This window comes from Methylomonas sp. LW13 (assembly GCF_016865255.1).
Classification (GTDB): Bacteria; Pseudomonadota; Gammaproteobacteria; order Methylococcales; family Methylomonadaceae; genus Methylomonas.
On the sequence record NZ_CP033381.1, the window covers coordinates 3,594,959 to 3,611,537 of the forward strand.

At 51.8% G+C, this 16,579-nt stretch carries 13 protein-coding genes; 11 read left to right on the top strand and 2 right to left on the bottom strand.

Annotated elements, in window-relative coordinates; genetic code table 11:
* The first annotated feature begins 1 nt into the window (after position 1).
* The 9 genes from JL719_RS16210 to JL719_RS16250 all read left to right on the top strand — a co-directional run bounded on the left by JL719_RS16210 (position 2) and on the right by JL719_RS16250 (position 12,544).
* Positions 2–817, top strand: coding sequence for a heme ABC transporter ATP-binding protein (locus tag JL719_RS16210; protein ID WP_033155331.1), 816 nt, complete (start codon positions 2–4; stop codon positions 815–817).
* 491 nt (positions 818–1,308) lie between these two features.
* Complete coding sequence (locus JL719_RS16215; RefSeq protein ID WP_084153201.1) at positions 1,309–2,025, top strand: HNH endonuclease; 717 nt, start codon at positions 1,309–1,311, stop codon at positions 2,023–2,025.
* Positions 2,026–2,888: 863 nt separating this feature from the next.
* Entirely contained in the window at positions 2,889–4,166 is a 1,278-nt protein-coding gene (locus tag JL719_RS16220) for an HlyD family secretion protein (RefSeq protein ID WP_033155334.1), read from the top strand.
* Positions 4,167–4,174: 8 nt separating this feature from the next.
* Positions 4,175–5,323 carry a cupin domain-containing protein gene (locus JL719_RS16225; protein ID WP_051669626.1) on the top strand — a complete coding sequence of 383 codons (1,149 nt, stop codon included), beginning with the start codon at positions 4,175–4,177 and terminating at the stop codon, positions 5,321–5,323.
* A gap of 366 nt (positions 5,324–5,689) precedes the next feature.
* Positions 5,690–5,971: a hypothetical protein gene (locus JL719_RS16230; RefSeq protein ID WP_033155335.1), complete on the top strand. Its 282-nt coding sequence runs from the start codon at positions 5,690–5,692 to the stop codon at positions 5,969–5,971.
* Positions 5,972–6,420: 449 nt separating this feature from the next.
* Positions 6,421–6,714: a hypothetical protein gene (locus tag JL719_RS16235; RefSeq protein ID WP_033155337.1), complete on the top strand. Its 294-nt coding sequence runs from the start codon at positions 6,421–6,423 to the stop codon at positions 6,712–6,714.
* A 93-nt stretch (positions 6,715–6,807) separates the two neighbouring features.
* The gene (locus JL719_RS16240) at positions 6,808–7,248 is read left to right on the top strand and encodes a hypothetical protein (RefSeq protein ID WP_033155338.1); all 441 of its coding nucleotides are present in this window, start codon (positions 6,808–6,810) and stop codon (positions 7,246–7,248) included.
* A 435-nt stretch (positions 7,249–7,683) separates the two neighbouring features.
* Positions 7,684–10,449: a M16 family metallopeptidase gene (locus JL719_RS16245; RefSeq protein WP_033155340.1), complete on the top strand. Its 2,766-nt coding sequence runs from the start codon at positions 7,684–7,686 to the stop codon at positions 10,447–10,449.
* Positions 10,436–12,544 carry a peptidase domain-containing ABC transporter gene (locus JL719_RS16250; RefSeq protein ID WP_084153202.1) on the top strand — a complete coding sequence of 703 codons (2,109 nt, stop codon included), beginning with the start codon at positions 10,436–10,438 and terminating at the stop codon, positions 12,542–12,544. Before JL719_RS16245 ends, JL719_RS16250 begins: the two co-directional genes overlap by 14 nt.
* Positions 12,545–12,610: 66 nt before the next feature.
* Here JL719_RS16250 and JL719_RS16255 read toward each other — a convergent pair whose 3' ends face one another.
* Both JL719_RS16255 and JL719_RS16260 read right to left on the bottom strand, forming a co-directional pair.
* Positions 12,611–12,856 (bottom strand): hypothetical protein, encoded by a 246-nt coding sequence (locus JL719_RS16255; protein ID WP_033155341.1) that lies wholly within the window; start codon positions 12,854–12,856, stop codon positions 12,611–12,613.
* A 54-nt stretch (positions 12,857–12,910) separates the two neighbouring features.
* A complete protein-coding gene (locus JL719_RS16260) occupies positions 12,911–13,120 on the bottom strand; it encodes a hypothetical protein (protein WP_033155342.1) in 210 nt (69 codons plus the stop codon).
* Between the two features lie 435 nt (positions 13,121–13,555).
* On the opposite strand from JL719_RS16260, the gene JL719_RS16265 reads away from it, so the two are divergent.
* Positions 13,556–15,748 carry a TonB-dependent receptor gene (locus tag JL719_RS16265; protein WP_033155343.1) on the top strand — a complete coding sequence of 731 codons (2,193 nt, stop codon included), beginning with the start codon at positions 13,556–13,558 and terminating at the stop codon, positions 15,746–15,748.
* Positions 15,749–15,867: 119 nt separating this feature from the next.
* The gene (locus tag JL719_RS16270; protein WP_033155344.1) at positions 15,868–16,578 is read left to right on the top strand and encodes a PepSY-associated TM helix domain-containing protein; all 711 of its coding nucleotides are present in this window, start codon (positions 15,868–15,870) and stop codon (positions 16,576–16,578) included.
* The last annotated feature ends 1 nt before the right edge of the window (position 16,579 follow it).

Here is a 16,579-nt window from a genome sequence, read left to right on the forward strand (position 1 = left end):
CATGCTGCAAGCCATAGACCTGAGCCTGCGCGTCGGCGCGAAAACCTTGCTGGACGGCGTGACGCTGGCACTGCGCCCCGGCGAAGTACTGGCCGTGGCCGGCCCGAACGGCGCCGGCAAATCCAGCCTGCTGCGGGCCATCAGCGGCGAGCTGGCGCCGTTCGCCGGCCTGGTGACGATGAACGGCCGGCCGCTGGCGGAATGGCCGCCGCAACAGGCGGCCTTGCTGCGCGGCGTATTGCCGCAAAGTGCCGGGCTGGCATTCCGCTTCACGGTGCGCGACGTGGCCTTGATGGGCCGCAGCCCGCAACGCAAAACCCACAGCGCCGCGCGAAACCGGGCCATCGCCGAACACGCGCTGGCGATGACCGATACCGGCCATCTGGCCGAACGCATCTACACCACGCTGTCCGGCGGCGAACGCCAACGGGTGCAACTGGCGCGGGTGCTGGCGCAAATCTGGGAACCGCAAGACCCGCTGCACCGCTATTTATTGCTGGACGAACCCACCTCGGCGCTGGACCTGGCCCACCAGCACGCGGTGTTGGCCATCGCCCGCCGCTTCGCCGACCAACAACAGGCCGGGGTCCTGGCGGTATTGCACGACCTGAACCTGGCTGCGCTTTACGCCGACCGCATCGCCCTGCTGCACCAAGGCCGGCTCGCCGCCATCGGCACACCGGCGCAAACCCTGAACAGCGAGCTGATCCGGCAAGTGTTCGCTTACCCGGTCAGCATCGCCAGCCATCCGCAAATTCCGGCGGTGCCGTTGGTGATTCCGCGGCGGCAAGTGGCGCCAGGCGTTCAAGAGCGATGAGTTATTAGCCGGGCCCTCGAATACCGTTCGCCCTGAGCTTGTCGAAGGGCGCACCGACCTGGCTTAGCCGAGCTCGGCCCGAACGGAATACCCGTGCTCAATAGGGCAGGGTGAATCGTCAGCCATGCGGCAGGCATTCGATTACCCCGGAATACCCGGTTTAGCGGGTTCGGAGGAAGACGTTAACAACTCCGCCACGGAGGGCGGCACCTTACGATTCGATGCTGCAGATTCTTCGGCATGGCGATGGTGTTATTGGAGGTAAAATCGAATAAACTGGCAGCGGACACTAGCCCGGTTGCAATCGGTCGATCCAGTGGTTCAAAGACGCCGATTGCTCCGTTATCGGTCATTAGTTTCGGTTGCCGAATGGTATATCGACAGGAAAATTACATGCTGACCCATCAGTTATTGAAAATATTGAAAAAATGAGTATTAGCTTGGCGATATACGGAAACCGCTTAACAACTGGTTAGGGAATAGAGATCGCAATGAAATGTATATTCTGTGGGTATAGTGGAAGCACAAAATCAGTTTCCCATATAGTTCCAGAATCTCTGGGTGGAAAACATTCACCTTCCGCAAATAGCGGTGTAACTTGCGATTCTTGTAACCAATATTTTGGCCAAAAAGTCGAATCAAAGGCTTTAAATAGCTTTCCTTTTATTGGGTTTAGAGTGCTTTCGGGAGTTCCGACCAAAAAAGGAAAAGTATCAAATTTTATGGGTACCGCAGGAAGAATATTTGGCACCGGAAAATTTGGAGTTGTAGCGCTTGAACCCCTAAACAAAGAAATTCAGTCAAAGGTTCTTTCTGGTGAGAAAACTCAGTTTAGAGTAATTGCTGAGGTCACAGAGCCTCTACCAGTCTGTAGATTGCTTATAAAAATGGGGCTGGAACAACTTGGTAGTCATTTTCATGAAGTCGCAATATCTGAACGAATGAATGCAGCTCGAGACTTCGCAAGAAGGCCAAAACGCGGAAGCAGTTGGTGGTTTATTTTAAGAAGTAATCCTGAAGAACTCTTTAATGAAAGTTCAGCAAAGTTTGAATCAGCAATTGAAATTGCAGAGCATCAAGGTATTTTAATGGCTACCCTAAAGCTGCCCGGCATCTCCACAATTACCCCGTTGGAAAGTGAAGTTATACCACCCAATAAAAGTGAATTGGCAGAGCCAGAGTACCGAATTATTTGGGCGCAATGTTGAACTGTGCCTAACAAAGCCATCAAACGGATGGTTTTTAAGTCCGGTAGGGTGGGCACGGGGTTTTGTGCCCACGCGGATTTGAATGGTGGGCAATTTTGCCCACCCTACCTCTGCTCGCAACATGCGCTGGAGTAGGCTGCCGGTGAGCTTGCGAACCGCACCGTTCGCGAAACGGTAGAATTTACTCCTTGCGGTTCGTTACCTCACCGCTAGCCGCGAACCTCCGATCTTTTCACAGCAGGCCCGGCGCATACCCGCCGAAACCGGCAGCGACACGACGCTGCCAACCGTCGAAGTTAAAGCGCAAGCCGCAGGCGATCAGGTGCCTGGGACGAATGTTTAAATCTGCTCGGCTTCGATATACCTTTCGAGACGGGCAAATACAAGATTGGTTATTCAGTCGAAGCCTTGGCTGCTGCAAAACTAAGCAAACAAGACCTACCGCATAATATGAGTTGACACCAAGCGAGAACTTCCTTAAAGTCCACTCAGCCTTCGCGCAGAAGGCGTATTGCCAGCCATGTCTCCTGACTAGCCAGCCCTCACGGTGCTAATCAATTCATCCAGGGGACCTTATGACCATATCATTTTTTGCTAGCCGCCATTTCGTTTCCGGCTTTCTTACTAAAGCCGCAAAGTCCATCCAACAGCTGATTTTTAGCTCGACGTTATTAACCCAGCCCTTAAACACCGTTCGCCTCAATGCCCTGGAGGGTACTTTGCCTGTCGAAGGGCCAACCCGCTCACGCTTCGACGCGCTCAGCCCGAACTGGGCGCCAAGGATAAATAGGACCGGGTTAATAGCCTAAGCGGCCCAACGAAACGCTTCGCTGTCAAACATCGAAATTCGATAGGCAAGACGCATGTTCTCGACGAATCTTTATCGTGCGGAAGCCATGGCAGCGCAGACCGGACGCTTGGAAGGCGACATCCTGCTGGCGAGATCCTGGTCGTCGTGGCTGGTATTCACGATTGTGTTGACGCTGGTCGCCGCAACCGTTTTATTTATCAGCTTTGCGTCTTATACCAAACGAACAAACGCTACCGGCATGTTGGTCCCAAATGGCGGCGCGATTATTATTGCCACGCCCGCGCCAGGGCTTATTTCGGCCGTTCATGTTGAGGAAGGTCAAACGGTTCATGCCGGAGACACCTTGTTTACGTTAAGAGACGAACGCCATCTTTCTTCATTCACAAACCGGTCGGACGCCAGCGGAGCCCGATTCGCCGATCAGCTTGAAGCGGCACTGCTCGCGGAAGAAGAAGCCAATCTCCGGGAAAAGCGCCAATTAAGCACCCTGCAGGACAAAAATAATTCGGCACTATCCAGACAGTTGGCGGCAATACAAGTATCGATTGCCGACGCCAAACAACAGATAACTCAGCATCAGGAAAGATTGTTCCTGGCGGAGCAGCGCCTGAATAAGCATCGCGGCCTGGCGGCATCCGGCTTTATTGCAAAAGATAAATTGGACGAGGAGCTGGACAACCTGACGCTATTGCGTGCCCAAGCATCGGATTTAAAGCGGGATTACGACGAACTCGAGCGAAAAAAATTGGAGCTGGAGGACGAAAAACGCATCGCACCGGAAAAAACCCAAATCAGCATCGCCAATATCGACCAAGACTTAAGCATACTCCGCCAAAAAATCCAGGAAACCCATATTCAAAGCCAATTGGCTATCGTCGCCCCGATTGACGGCATGGTCACCGGTATTAGCGTGCACCCCGGCCAAATTTCGGATAAGGATGCTTTGGCAACCTTGCTTGGCGATGGTGCGGAACTGACCGCGCAATTGTACGTGACCACGCGCGGCATCGGCTTTGTCGAATCCGGCCAGAAAGTACGCTTGCGTTACCAAGCCTACCCTTATCAAAAGTTCGGCCAGTATTCCGGAACGGTCGCAAGCGTCTCGAAAAATCCGGTTTCATCGAAGACCTTACCGAATTTATTCGCCAATTCCCCACCGGACGATTATTACCGCGTCACCGTAAAACTGGATTCGCAGTTTGCCTCGGTGTACGGCGAACCGAAAAGGCTGGTATCCGGCATGATCGTGGAGGCGGACATCGAACAAGATACGCGGCGCTTAATTGAGTGGATGATCGAACCGCTTTACGGATTAACCAAATATAACTAGGGAACGCTATGTCACTGATACATTTCGGCATCGATAGAACACAATTTCTCGAGGCGCATTACCAAAGCCGGTGGTGGCTGAAGCGCCAAGTACTGTCCGAGAACAATTTAAACTGGAAGCATATCGACCAGGCGCTTTACGCCATGGAAAACGCCAATACGCAGATTAAATTATTTAAAGACGGACCGGTCGATCCGAGCCGCTATACCGAGCGCTATTGGGAACTGGGCGAACAACGCACACGTATCGTCAAAGACGTTTTGTACCGCTATTTAACGGACGGTGCGACCTTGGTATTAAACAAACTACAGCTCTACCTCCCGGAAATTAACGACTATTGCATGGACGTGGCGCAATTCGTCGGCGAAAAGACCAACGCCAATGCCTATGCGGCATTCGGCGGCGACGGTTCGTTCGGCAAACATTGGGATACTCACGATGTGTTCGCCTTGCAACTGATCGGACGCAAAAGATGGCGCCTCTATCAACCCACATTCGAATTGCCTTTAAACCATCAAACCAGCCTAAACCATAAAGCGGAATGCCCGGCGGAACCGGTGCTGGATACGGTATTGGCGGCCGGGGATTTGCTGTATATCCCAAGAGGCTGGTGGCACGAGGCCCTGCCTATCGCCGGCGACGAGACGTTTCATATCGCCATAGGCACCTTCCCGCCTAAATTATTGGACTACCTGCTTTGGCTATGCGGCAATCAACTGCCGGACCGGATTGAAAGCCGGGGGTCTATCAACCCTTATCTCAATACGACGGACCTTATTGAAGGTTATATCCCGCTGTTACAAAGCACGCTAGCCGAACCGGAAAATCTCCATAATTTTTTCATCGCTTTTACTGAACAACAAAGAGTTAAATCGCGATTTAATATTGGCAGTTTGTCTCCAACCGGCATATCGGATAACACCGCCCTTCTGGGCAATAAAATTCGAATAAACTCGTTCCTACCCATATCCAACGATCAGAAAACTTTATTAGCCAACGGCTTCAAGATAAATCTCGACACCGAAAGCGCCGACTTCCTTGCCGGCATCAGTTCAGCCGATAACTCGCCGGCTAATAAAAGTACCAAGCAATTGTCCGATAAGGAGAATCAACTGTTGAAACAATTATCGATACTCGACCTTATTGAGCGGTTTTAGAGCGCTAAATAAATGACACTTTAAAATCTCCATACCAAAGATCACAAGGAGAATAATAGTCAACCTTAAACTGGATTTTATTATGACACCAATTAATCAAATCTATTTGCCAATGTTTGGCCTCTCATTGGCGGCGATTTGCGCAATTTTGTCAATACACATATTTGCAAAGCCAACACCACATTTAACAAAAGGAAAAAGAACTGCTTTAGCAATTATTCTAACCGCTTGTATAACTTATGAGTTTATTTACTTTGGTTCCAGACTATATTATAAAAATTAATTTTAGGGGGTTACCGATTTTTTCATATTTTTTTCACTAAAAATAAAACCTGTAATCTATATATCATAAAAATGGAGAGCAATATGCGCGAATTGACTATTACTGAAATGTCTGTTGTCGGCGGTGGTTTTATTCCCCCATCTGAAATTCATCCATTTATGGATGCCAGAATAGCGCTTACAACGTTTAAGGGATTGGGATATTTAGGAGTTGCTTTTAAGATAGGATATACCTTAGGTGAAATATTGAACGAAAACACCGATATTCAAAAGTTCATTGCACAAAATTTAGACAAGGTCGTAAATGCACTTCACACAAGCAATATCACAAACGCACAGCTTGGAGAAGATGGCGATGGTGAATGACAATTCGAGCCGATTTACCTGTAAAAAATTTTTTTTTGCTGTTACGACCATCAGGTTTCTCGCTATATTCAGTGTCATTATGGCCATACAAGCTGTTTCTAGGGGGGAATTTTTTGAGTTTTTACAATTAGCGAGTTCAGGCTTAATTCTTTGGTTTTCAATTTTTCATTCCTATGAATTAACACAGCCAATCAATGATGTTACCGACTTATACAGGAAACGAAAGACGACGAAGACTTTAAATCGCATTGAATGGATATTTATTTATATTTTTATATTAGGAACGGTAGGTAGACTACTGATATAGAAATCTGCATTTTTACATGAAGCGTATATCAAATTATGAAAACGTAATTTGAAAAATATACTTCACCATTCATAGCTACGTAGAAAAACCTATTTTTAAACTTATATTTCAATGCAGTCCAAATATATCTAAGGAGAGCAATATGCGTGAATTGACAATTACTGAAATGGTACTCGTTGGTGGCGGCTTATCGGAAGCAGATACTCTAGCAATTGCCGGCGCTTTGGGTGCCGGTGTGGGTATGGGCATGGCGCAATGGGCCGGGTTGACAACAGCACAGCAAATCGCCGCTGCCGGATATTTTGGCGTGGCCGCTTCCGCAGTAACCGCTGCCGGACTAGCGGGCTGGACTATTGGTGAATATCTGAACCAACACACGCCGATTCAAAGCGTATTGAGTAATTTGCTAGGCGGAGAGGATGGGGACGGTAGTTAATGTATTCGACAAAGGGGCACCAAAGAAAGACTCTCTCACCATTTTGAGTCTTTCTTACCGGTGCAGTATTAAATTAATCTATCGGTACTACTCATGAGATATAACCCGTTTCTGATTATCATCGCGTCGGTTTTCGCCCTATTATCGACGCTTGCGGTATTAATATTCGTGTTTCCAAAGGCAACTTCGGATATCGCCTCTCATCTCGACGGTGAGCACTCGATTGTATTGTACATCGCTTTATGTTCAACATTTCTGGCAGGTTTTTTTTATTTTAAAAAAAACCAAAATCACATCGAAAAACTATTCTCGGGAAGACAAACCGCCGAATTTGCGTATCGACGCGATATAACCACTTACTTAGTGACGGGATTTATTTGTGCCGGCGCGGCTTCAGAGTTAGTGACACAAGATAAAGCACTGCATGACAATATTGTTCTGATCTCGGGGATATTTTTATTACTGAGCATTATCTCTGTTATTTATCGGAGATTTTGGCCATCAAATAAACCGTTTCGACGAAATATCTATTGAACATCTCGGAAAAAACCGTAGACCGGATTAGTAAAACTTAATCGGACGAAATTGAGACCTCCATTCCTCGGAATCGCTTCTCCATTCGAAACGACCAGGAATATACGATTTATCGTTTTAGGGTTAATAAAATGATTTACCTAATTGTTAGCTTATATTTTGCTGTGATGGCACTCTGTATTTCTTTAGAGATGTTAGTTAAAAATACCTTGGGCAAGTCCGAAGACAAAATTAACAGAATGCAGTTTTTGCTTCATGCGCTTAATTCCACGGCAATTCTCTTAGTTGCATGGTCTTATTTCAAAAATTGAGTTTTTTAGTTCCGTCCGATTATAGAAACAAAATCTGACGAATTTTTAGTTCTCATGCCCGCGCACTTTCCAAAATTGATGAGCGCTTAATCCATTTATCCAACCCTAGAAAGGAATCTTACCCATGAACCCTACCCGCTCGACCTTAATAGCATGTTTAATACTAACTCTCGTCAACGTTGGTAGCGGGCACGCCACGGAAAATAATACAAACAGCGCCGCCGCCGAGAAATACGGCGCGATCGAACGGCGATTCGAGAACGGTTTCCGGGCCTTGTTGGTTCCCGATAGTAAGGCCGAGCAGACGGCAGTGACGCTGGTGTATTTCAGCGGTTCGCTCGCCGATCCCGAGGGAAAGTCGGGCCTCGCACATTTGCTGGAGCATTTGCTGTTTAACGCGCCGACGACGCCGGACAATCATTCGCTGGTCAGCGAGCTGGCGCGCCGCAACATTGCCTATAACGGCAATACCAATTTCGACCGCACTATCTACCACACGGCCTTTTCCAGCGACCAGCCCACGCTGAACTGGCTGCTGCAACAAGAAGCCTTGCGCATGCATAAACTGGCGATTACGGAAACGGATATTGCCAGGGAGTTACCCGTAGTATTGCGGGAAAAGGAGCTTGGCGATAGCAATCATCGGCAAAAATTAGCGCAACAAATACTGCCGGTTGTTACTCGCTTTGCCCCCTATGTACGCCCGCCGATAGGTAACGAAACCGAATTACGCGGTATCGCCATCGACGACGCCCAGGCTTTCTATCGGACACACTATCGTCCCGACAATGCGCTGTTGATCATTACCGGTCGATTTGACGTTGACGAAACCTGGAAGCAATTGGCAACTCATTTTGGTGAGATTAAATCGCCAAAAATTGGGCAGCCACCGGCATTCCAGGCGGCGTCCGGACAGGAGAGCGGCGACCCGCAAACGAGTTTTCGCGGCGACGACGATGTTGCTTCCGCGTCGTTATTTTATCCGTTACCCCATTCGTTCGATGCCAAGCATGTAGCGGCGATGGGCCTACTGAGCGGCTTGCTGGCCGGTTCACCCGCCAGTCGCTTACATGAGTCGCTGGTTAGCACCGGACAGGCAGCCTCTGTCTCGGCTATGCCCTTGCTATTGCGCAATGGGGGTGCATTCGAAGTAACCGCGCTGCCGCTGTCAGCCGATAGCGAAGCGTTGGAACAACTCCAACACACCTTAGCAGAACAAGTGCATTCGCTGGGCGATACCGTGTTCACTGAAAAAGAACTGGAACGTACTAAAAACTTGATACGCAACGAAGCTTTACATGTGCAAACTCAAGCCGCCGCATTTGGCTACCGTTTGGCTGAATTTGCCTCCCTCGGCGACTGGCGGCTGTGGTTCGAGAGCATCGACGCGGCCCAAGAAATGTCATTGCCGGAGATTCAACAAACCGCCAAAACGCTTTTCCAGCAAGGTCTCCCGGTTGCCCAGTTGATGAGCAGTCGACATGCGACAAGTGTCACGGCGCGGAAAGAATCCCTCGTACCGCAAGCGACAAGCGCCGAACCATCCCCCGCGTCCACGCCTGCGCACCTGCCGGAAACCGTGACCCTGGCGGCTAACGATGCGACGGCGGCGGCTATAGATGCGCAAATCGAGCGCTTTAGCATTAACGAGTCGCTGGCGGTTGCGCTCTGGCCCAAGCCCATACCGACCGGTCGCGTGCAGGGTCAGTGGAATGTGCGTATGGGCACGGCGGACAGCATGCTTGGCAAACGTATGCTGGCGGACCTTACCGGCAGCCTGTTGGCGCACGGTTCGGCCAGTTTAGATCGACAACAACTGTTTGATCGCTTGGTGGGTTTGGATGCCCACTTGTCGATGACGCCGATGGAGGACCGCTTGGCGATTCGCTTCGATCTGCCCGCGAAATCGTTACCGGAATTTCTGGACGTTCTAATTGATGTTCTTCGTCATCCGGCACTGCCGGAGCAGGGATTCAAGGAAATCGGCAATCAATTGCGCGTCGCCTACCAAGGCCTGGGCACAAAACCGCAAGTCGTCGCAGAACAAGCCGTGACCGCACTCACCAGCCCATACCCTATCGGCGACATCCGCCGCGAGCCCGGCATGGAGGAAGCGCTCGCCGCGTTGGAGCGCATCGAATTGAACGATGTAAAAGCCTTCCACGCCGATTATTACGGCGCGAATGGGGAGTTGCTGCTGTCCGGTGAGTTTGATGCCAACGCGACGCGCCGGCAGTTGGAAAGCCTTTTAGGTCCCTGGCGCAGCAAGCAGGTCTACCAGCGGCCGCCCCTGCCTTACGCCGCATTGGCGCCCGGCCGGCATGTCATGACCGTAGCCGATGGCGCGCACGGCACTTACACGGCACAGCTTAGACAGCCGTTGCAAGCGGACGAGACGGACACCCTGGCTTTAATGCTGGCGAATGTCGCGTTGGGCGAGGATGCGCTTCAATCCCGCCTCGGTCGCCGCCTGCGTCAACAAGAAGGCATTTCCTACGGCGTGGCCAGCAAGATCAGCGCTTCCGCCTTCGAACCGCGCGCCACCCTGACCATCAGCGCGACCTATGCGCCGGCCCTGCGGCAACAACTCTCCAAAGCCGTGCACGAGGAACTGGCGCTGCTGGTTAAAGACGGCCTCAGCGCTACGGAATTCGACAGTGCAAAAGAGAACTGGCGCCATCGCAACGATCTGAGCAAGCTGGATCATGACAAGCTGTTCGGCAAGCTGAATCTGCTATTACGCTTACGGCGCGACATGCGCTACTACGCCGACATCAATGCCCGCGTTGAAACCTTGACGCTGGCCCAAGTGAATACGGCGATTGCCCGCCACATCAATCCCGATCAGTTGCTGGAAGTGTTTGTCGATACCAACAATGAAGCACCTTAAGCACTCGCACCATTCGTCGTACTTGCAAACCACCGCGGCCGAATGCGGCTTGGCCTGCGTAGGCTATGTCGCCGCCTGCCACGGTGCCGCACACAGCATGAGCGACTTACGCGCCAAGTATGCGGTGTCGCTACGCGGCTCCACGTTGATGGATTTGGTCGGTATCGGCGCGGCATTGGGATTTTCATGCAGACCGCTACGCCTGGAATTGGCGGAACTCGACCAACTCAGTCTCCCTTGTATTTTGCATTGGCAAATGAGCCATTTTGTCGTGCTAAAAAAAGTGGGGCGCGGCCGGGTGCTGGTCCACGACCCGGCCAAGGGCGAAAGGGAGCTGGCTATAGCCGAAGTCAACACCCTGTTTACCGGCGTGGCCTTGGAACTGACGCCTGCGCCGGCGTTCGAGCGTATTACGCCGAGGTCGCGTATTCCTCTCGCTAAACTGGTCGGTAAAGTCGACGGCCTGATCCGGAGCTTGACGCAAATCGCGGTATTGGCCGTTGCCATGCAATTATTCGCCTTGCTGACACCAATCGTTGCCCAATGGATAGTAGACGGTGCGATTGTGTCCGGCGACCGGGATTTCCTGTTGGTGTTAGCCTTGGCCTATGCCTTGATTGCCGTGATTAAAATCGTGTTGGAAGCCGTTAGAAGCTGGCTGGCCATCGTGCTGGCGACACAATTCAATCTGCAATGGGCCGGCCGCATTATCGGCCATTTGTTAAGGCTGCCCGTGCATTGGTTCGAACTACGGCATACCGGCGACATCGTATCCCGGTTTCAATCGATGCAAGCCATTCAACAGACGCTGACCGGCAAATTAGTCGAAGTAGTCCTGGACGGCGGATTCGGTTTAATTGTCCTGGCGGTGATGTTGTTGTACAGCCCCACACTAAGCGCTTTCGCCGTCGCCGCCGTATTGGCCTATCTGCTGATCCGCGTTTTGCCCCATGGAATCTATCATCGCTTAACCGATGAAGCACTGGCGCACGAGGCCAAGGCGCAAAGCCATTTTCTGGAAAGCATTCGCGCCGTGCACACCACAAAGTTGGCGGGTTTGGAAGAGCAGCGCCGGGCACGCTGGCTGAATTTGTTCGTCGCCGGCGTGAATAAACGCATCGGCGCGCAAAAAATGTCGCTGGGATTTTCGCTGGGCTATAGCGCGGTGTTTGCCGCCGAAGCCATCGCCGTGCTGGCGGTCGGCGCGACCATGGTCATGGACAACGCTTTGACCGTCGGCATGCTGATGGCGTTTATTTCTTACAAAGACGACTTTACATCGCGGATGCAACGGCTGATCGACAACCTGATGTCGATGCGCATGGTCAGCCTGCATGTGGAGCGTTTGTCCGATATTGTCTTGGCGGAAAAAGAACAGACTGACGGCTGCGCCGCAGACAAAGTCATCAACCGAAAGGATTTCAGCCCCACCATCGAGTTTAAAAACCTGGGCTTTCGCTACGGCGCGAATATGCCCTGGATATTTCGCAATTTGCATCTGTCCATCCAACCCGGCGAACACATCGCCATCGTCGGCGCGTCCGGATGCGGAAAAAGCACCTTGGTCAAACTCTGCTTGGGCCTGCTGGAACCGACCGAGGGTGTCATCGAAATCGACGGCATGCCTTTAAGCCAATTCGGATTGGCCAATTGGCGCCGGCTGGTGGGCGCGGTATTGCAGGAAGACCAGTTATTCTCCGGGAGCCTTCAGGAAAATATTTCCGGCTTCGACTTACAAACCAATTTCGAGCTGCTGAAACAAAGCGCTCAACTCGCCGGCATCGACGATGAAATCGAGGCTCTGCCCATGCGTTATCTGTCCCAGGTTGGCGATATGGGCAGCAGTTTTTCCGGCGGGCAAAAGCAACGGCTCATCATTGCGCGGGCGCTCTACAAAGTGCCGTCGGTACTGGTCCTGGACGAAGCGACCAGCCACTTGGATGTCGAAACAGAGCGGAAGGTGAATTTGGCAATCAATTCGTTAAGCATCACCCGCTTAACTATCGCCCATCGGCCGGAAACCATAGGCATGGCGGACAGAGTCGTGTCTCTGGATGCCAGCATACACAGCGAAAGCAGAATGGGTAGTTTCTGAAGGTTATTCCGCCATCCCGCTATCTTAGGCAAACCTCCGGGGAATTTTCCGGCAAGTGCGGTTTCGCTAATTGAGTCTGGTGCTGGATTTAACCACCGTAAAGCCGGCGCGTTTGCTTTTGTCTTTTTGACCGGCTCTGGCCTGGTGCGCGGCTTCGGCCATGGTGTCGGCAAAGCTCAGAAAATCCGCCACTTCCAGGCGCAATGACATGTTCTGCAGATGCAGGTGGACGACGCCGCATTCGCGGCAAATCAATACCTTGCTTAAGGCCGTCGCCGCCAAACATTCGTGGGTACAGGGTTTGTTGCTCATAGGTTTACTCCTTCAAAAATCGTCAGGGATTGGGTAAAAAACTTTTTAAGCGGACTAAAGCTCGGGATTTACTAAACCACGATTGAGCTTGGCTTTTGCCTGAGACAGGAACATTTTCCAAACGATTTGTTTCGACCCTAAATCAAGACATCGGAAATCCGTGGCATGGATTTCGCCTTTTTCGACCAACGCCGCCAAAACTTCCGGAGCGATTGCCAAGCGCACAGCCTCAGGTTCTCTAAATAAGGGGAATAATCTTTTCACGTCGCGGCAGCTGATTTTTAATCTGACTCAAATGATAATTATTCTCATTTGAAAAGTAAAGTATTTCTTCCTCCTTGAAATTTCAGCCATTAACTCGCCGTTGGTTTTGCAGCCTAAAGGCTAATTTCCGCAAGCCTTTAGGCTACCAAGCTCGCGAAACGGCTGGAATGCGCTCAAAGATTTAAGCCTATCCAAGCTTTGATTTCGAATTGGGAAACAGTCTGCACGCAAATTCCGGAGTTGACATTAGTCTCAAAAAAAATAAAATGAGAATCGTTATTATTTGAGAATGATCTTATTTCTTGGCTTTTTGGAGCCGCATATCTCGAATAGCGATCAATAACCGACGGACAATAACTGTCGGTTCGTAAAATCTTAGCCACCCAGCATTCCCAGCCAGGCAGCCAGCACTATTTATTCAGTTACGGGAATACTATGTCTGCAAACCATTCGACCACGAAAAAAACCACCCCTGCCAAGTGGCGCTTGGGGGCTTTATTGCCGCTGGGCGCGGCTCTGAGCGGAGCAGCATTCGCCGCCGACCAGACCGCCGACGTAGCGGCCAACAATGATCAAGAAGTGGTTTTGGAAGACGTTAAAGTCAAAGCCAACCGCGAAAAGCAAGCCATTCGTTTCAAAGCCGAAACCTCGACCACCGGCAGTAAAACCGAGATGGCACTGCGCGATATTCCGCAGTCTGTCAGCGTGGTTAAAAAAGAACTGATCGAGTCGCAAAACGCCTTCAACCTGCGCGACGCTTTACGCAACGTCAGCGGCCTGACCATTGCCGCCGGCGAAGGCGGCCGTACCGGCGATTCCATTACCTTGCGCGGCTTCGCGGCCAGCTCCGACCAATATCTGGACGGGGTCAAAGACAACGGCCAGTACACTCGCGACACCTTTTTCATCGAAAGAGCCGAAGTGCTGAAAGGCGCATCGTCAATTTTATTCGGTCGCGGCGCCACCGGCGGCGTGATCAATCAAGTAGCAAAGAAGCCCACCGGTAAAACCGGGATTAACGGCAGCTTTACCTACGGCTTGTACGACTTCAAACGCACCGCCATCGATGCCGAAACCAAATATCAAGATTTATCGGCCCGGCTGAATGTGATGTATCAGGATGCCGATTCCTATCGCGACTACAACTACAGCAACCGTTGGGGTATCGCGCCTTCGTTCAAATGGGACATCAGCGCCGATACCGATTTGACGCTAAATCTGTTGCACCAACAGGATGAAGGCGTGTTCGATTACGGCGTGCCCATGTATCGAGGCCGGCCGGCCGGCGTGCCTATCAACACCTTTTACGGCTTCACCGATAACCGGATGATGGACACCGATGTCAATGTGGCCACCGTGGCGCTAACCCACCGTTTCGACCAGGACTTCTCGGTGAAAAACTCAATCCGCTACGGCGACTACGAGCGTAAATACCTGACCCATCTGTATTCCGGCGCAGCGGCCTATACCGGCGCCAATGCCGGCACCATCGCCCGTTCGCAAGCCTTGCGCCTGAACACTCAGGAAAACATCTACAACCAGACCGACTTTGTCTACAAAAAGCCCTTGTTCGGCTTCAACAATACCTTGATGTTCGGTAGCGAATTCGGTTGGGAAGAATACGATTACAAATCCAAAAACTCGACCGGCGTCAGCCGGGTGTCGATATTCAATCCGCGCCTTACCGCCAGTACCACCGGCTTGGCGTACGACTTCAGCGGCACGCTGGACACCAGCCGTCTGACCCAAGCCCAAACCTACGCGGGTTATGTGTTGGACCAATTCGAGATCAATCCGGAATGGAAATTACTGGCCGGCACCCGCTACGATGTGTTCGAGGCCCAACAGACTGATCGGATAGGCAGCGCCGACTTCAATAGCAGCGTCGATCAATGGAGCCCGCGCGGCGGCATCGTCTGGCAGCCCAGCAAAGCGCAATCCTATTATTTCAGTTACGGCAAGTCGTTTAATCCGTCTGCGGAAAGCCTGAGTTTGTCGGCCAACAACGCCAACCTGCCACCGGAGCAGAATCATAACTATGAGATCGGCGGCAAATGGGAACTGTTCGACGGCAAATTTTCGGCCACCGCCGCCCTGTTCCGCCTGGAAAAAACCAACGCCCGCACTACCTCACCGCTGGATGCCAATCTGCAAATCCTTGCAGGCGAGCAAAGTACGGACGGCTTCGAAGCCGGTCTGGCCGGCGAAGTGTTGCCGAAATGGGATGTGTCGCTGACCTATGCTTATCTTGATTCGAAAATCACCAAGTCCACATCAACAGCCACCGGCTCGGTCAGCGGCTTAGTGAAATCGTTCGAGGGGATGACGGCCGTCAACGTGCCGGAGCACAGCGGCGTAGCCTGGAGCACTTATCATCTAACCGACAACTGGGAGATCGGCGGCGGCGTGTACTACGCCAGCCACCGTTATGCCGACAGCGTCAACGAAGCGGTATTACCGGGTTACGCCCGCCTGGACGCAGTGGTGGCCTATCATCAAAAACATTACGACGTGCAACTCAACGTGTTCAACCTGACCGATACCGTCTATTACGAATCCGGACAAACCAACTCGGCCTTGCCGGGCACGCCGGTATCCGGGCAGTTGACGGTGAGCTTTAAATACTAAACTCGACGTGTGCGAACGGTTAAACAACATCCGCTATTGGTGAGATGGTTTAACCGTTCCGCCCAATCCGCAAAACCCCTTATTTGCAATTGCCATAGCCCGCTTTTGGAACCCGACCCATGAACACCGCAACCGACTCATTATTGACGCCAGCCAACCGCCCGCCCAAGAAAACCAACGGCGGCTACTTGTTTTTACCGAAAAGCCTGTCGCGCGGCGCCTTTCTTAAATGGCTGCGCCGCACCCATGCCTGGTTCGGGCTGTGGGGCGCGGCGTTGGGCTTGCTGTTCGGCTTTACCGGGATTTTAATGAATCATCGTGACATCTTGAAAATTCCGATTGGTCGCATGGAACAAAAAGAAATCCAGCTGGCCTTGCCGGAACCGCATCCCGCGGACCCGAAAGCAATGGCGGCCTGGCTGGGTGAAACGCTGAGCATCGATACGTCCCACGCCAAAATTCGCAAGGAACCCGGTAAAACCGTAACCTGGAACAATCAACCGGTTCAGCAGCCGGCCTCCTGGCAGATCAACGTGCGCAATCCGCAAAGGATACTGTCCGCCGACTATTGGGAGGGCAACGCCTTTGTCACGGTCAAGCAAGGCGAGGCCAACCTGTTGACCACTTTGAATAATCTGCATAAGGGCACCGGCATGGGCGTCGGCTGGGTCTTATTGGTCGATACCTTGGCGGGCGGTTTGATCCTGCTGGCTTTGACCGGCACCCTGTTGTGGACCAGGCTACACGGCAACCGGTTGGCCGCCGCCGGCTTAGGGCTGGGCTCCATGAGTCTGGCGGTGTTTTTTGCCTTGCAAGCCATCTCGGGTTAGA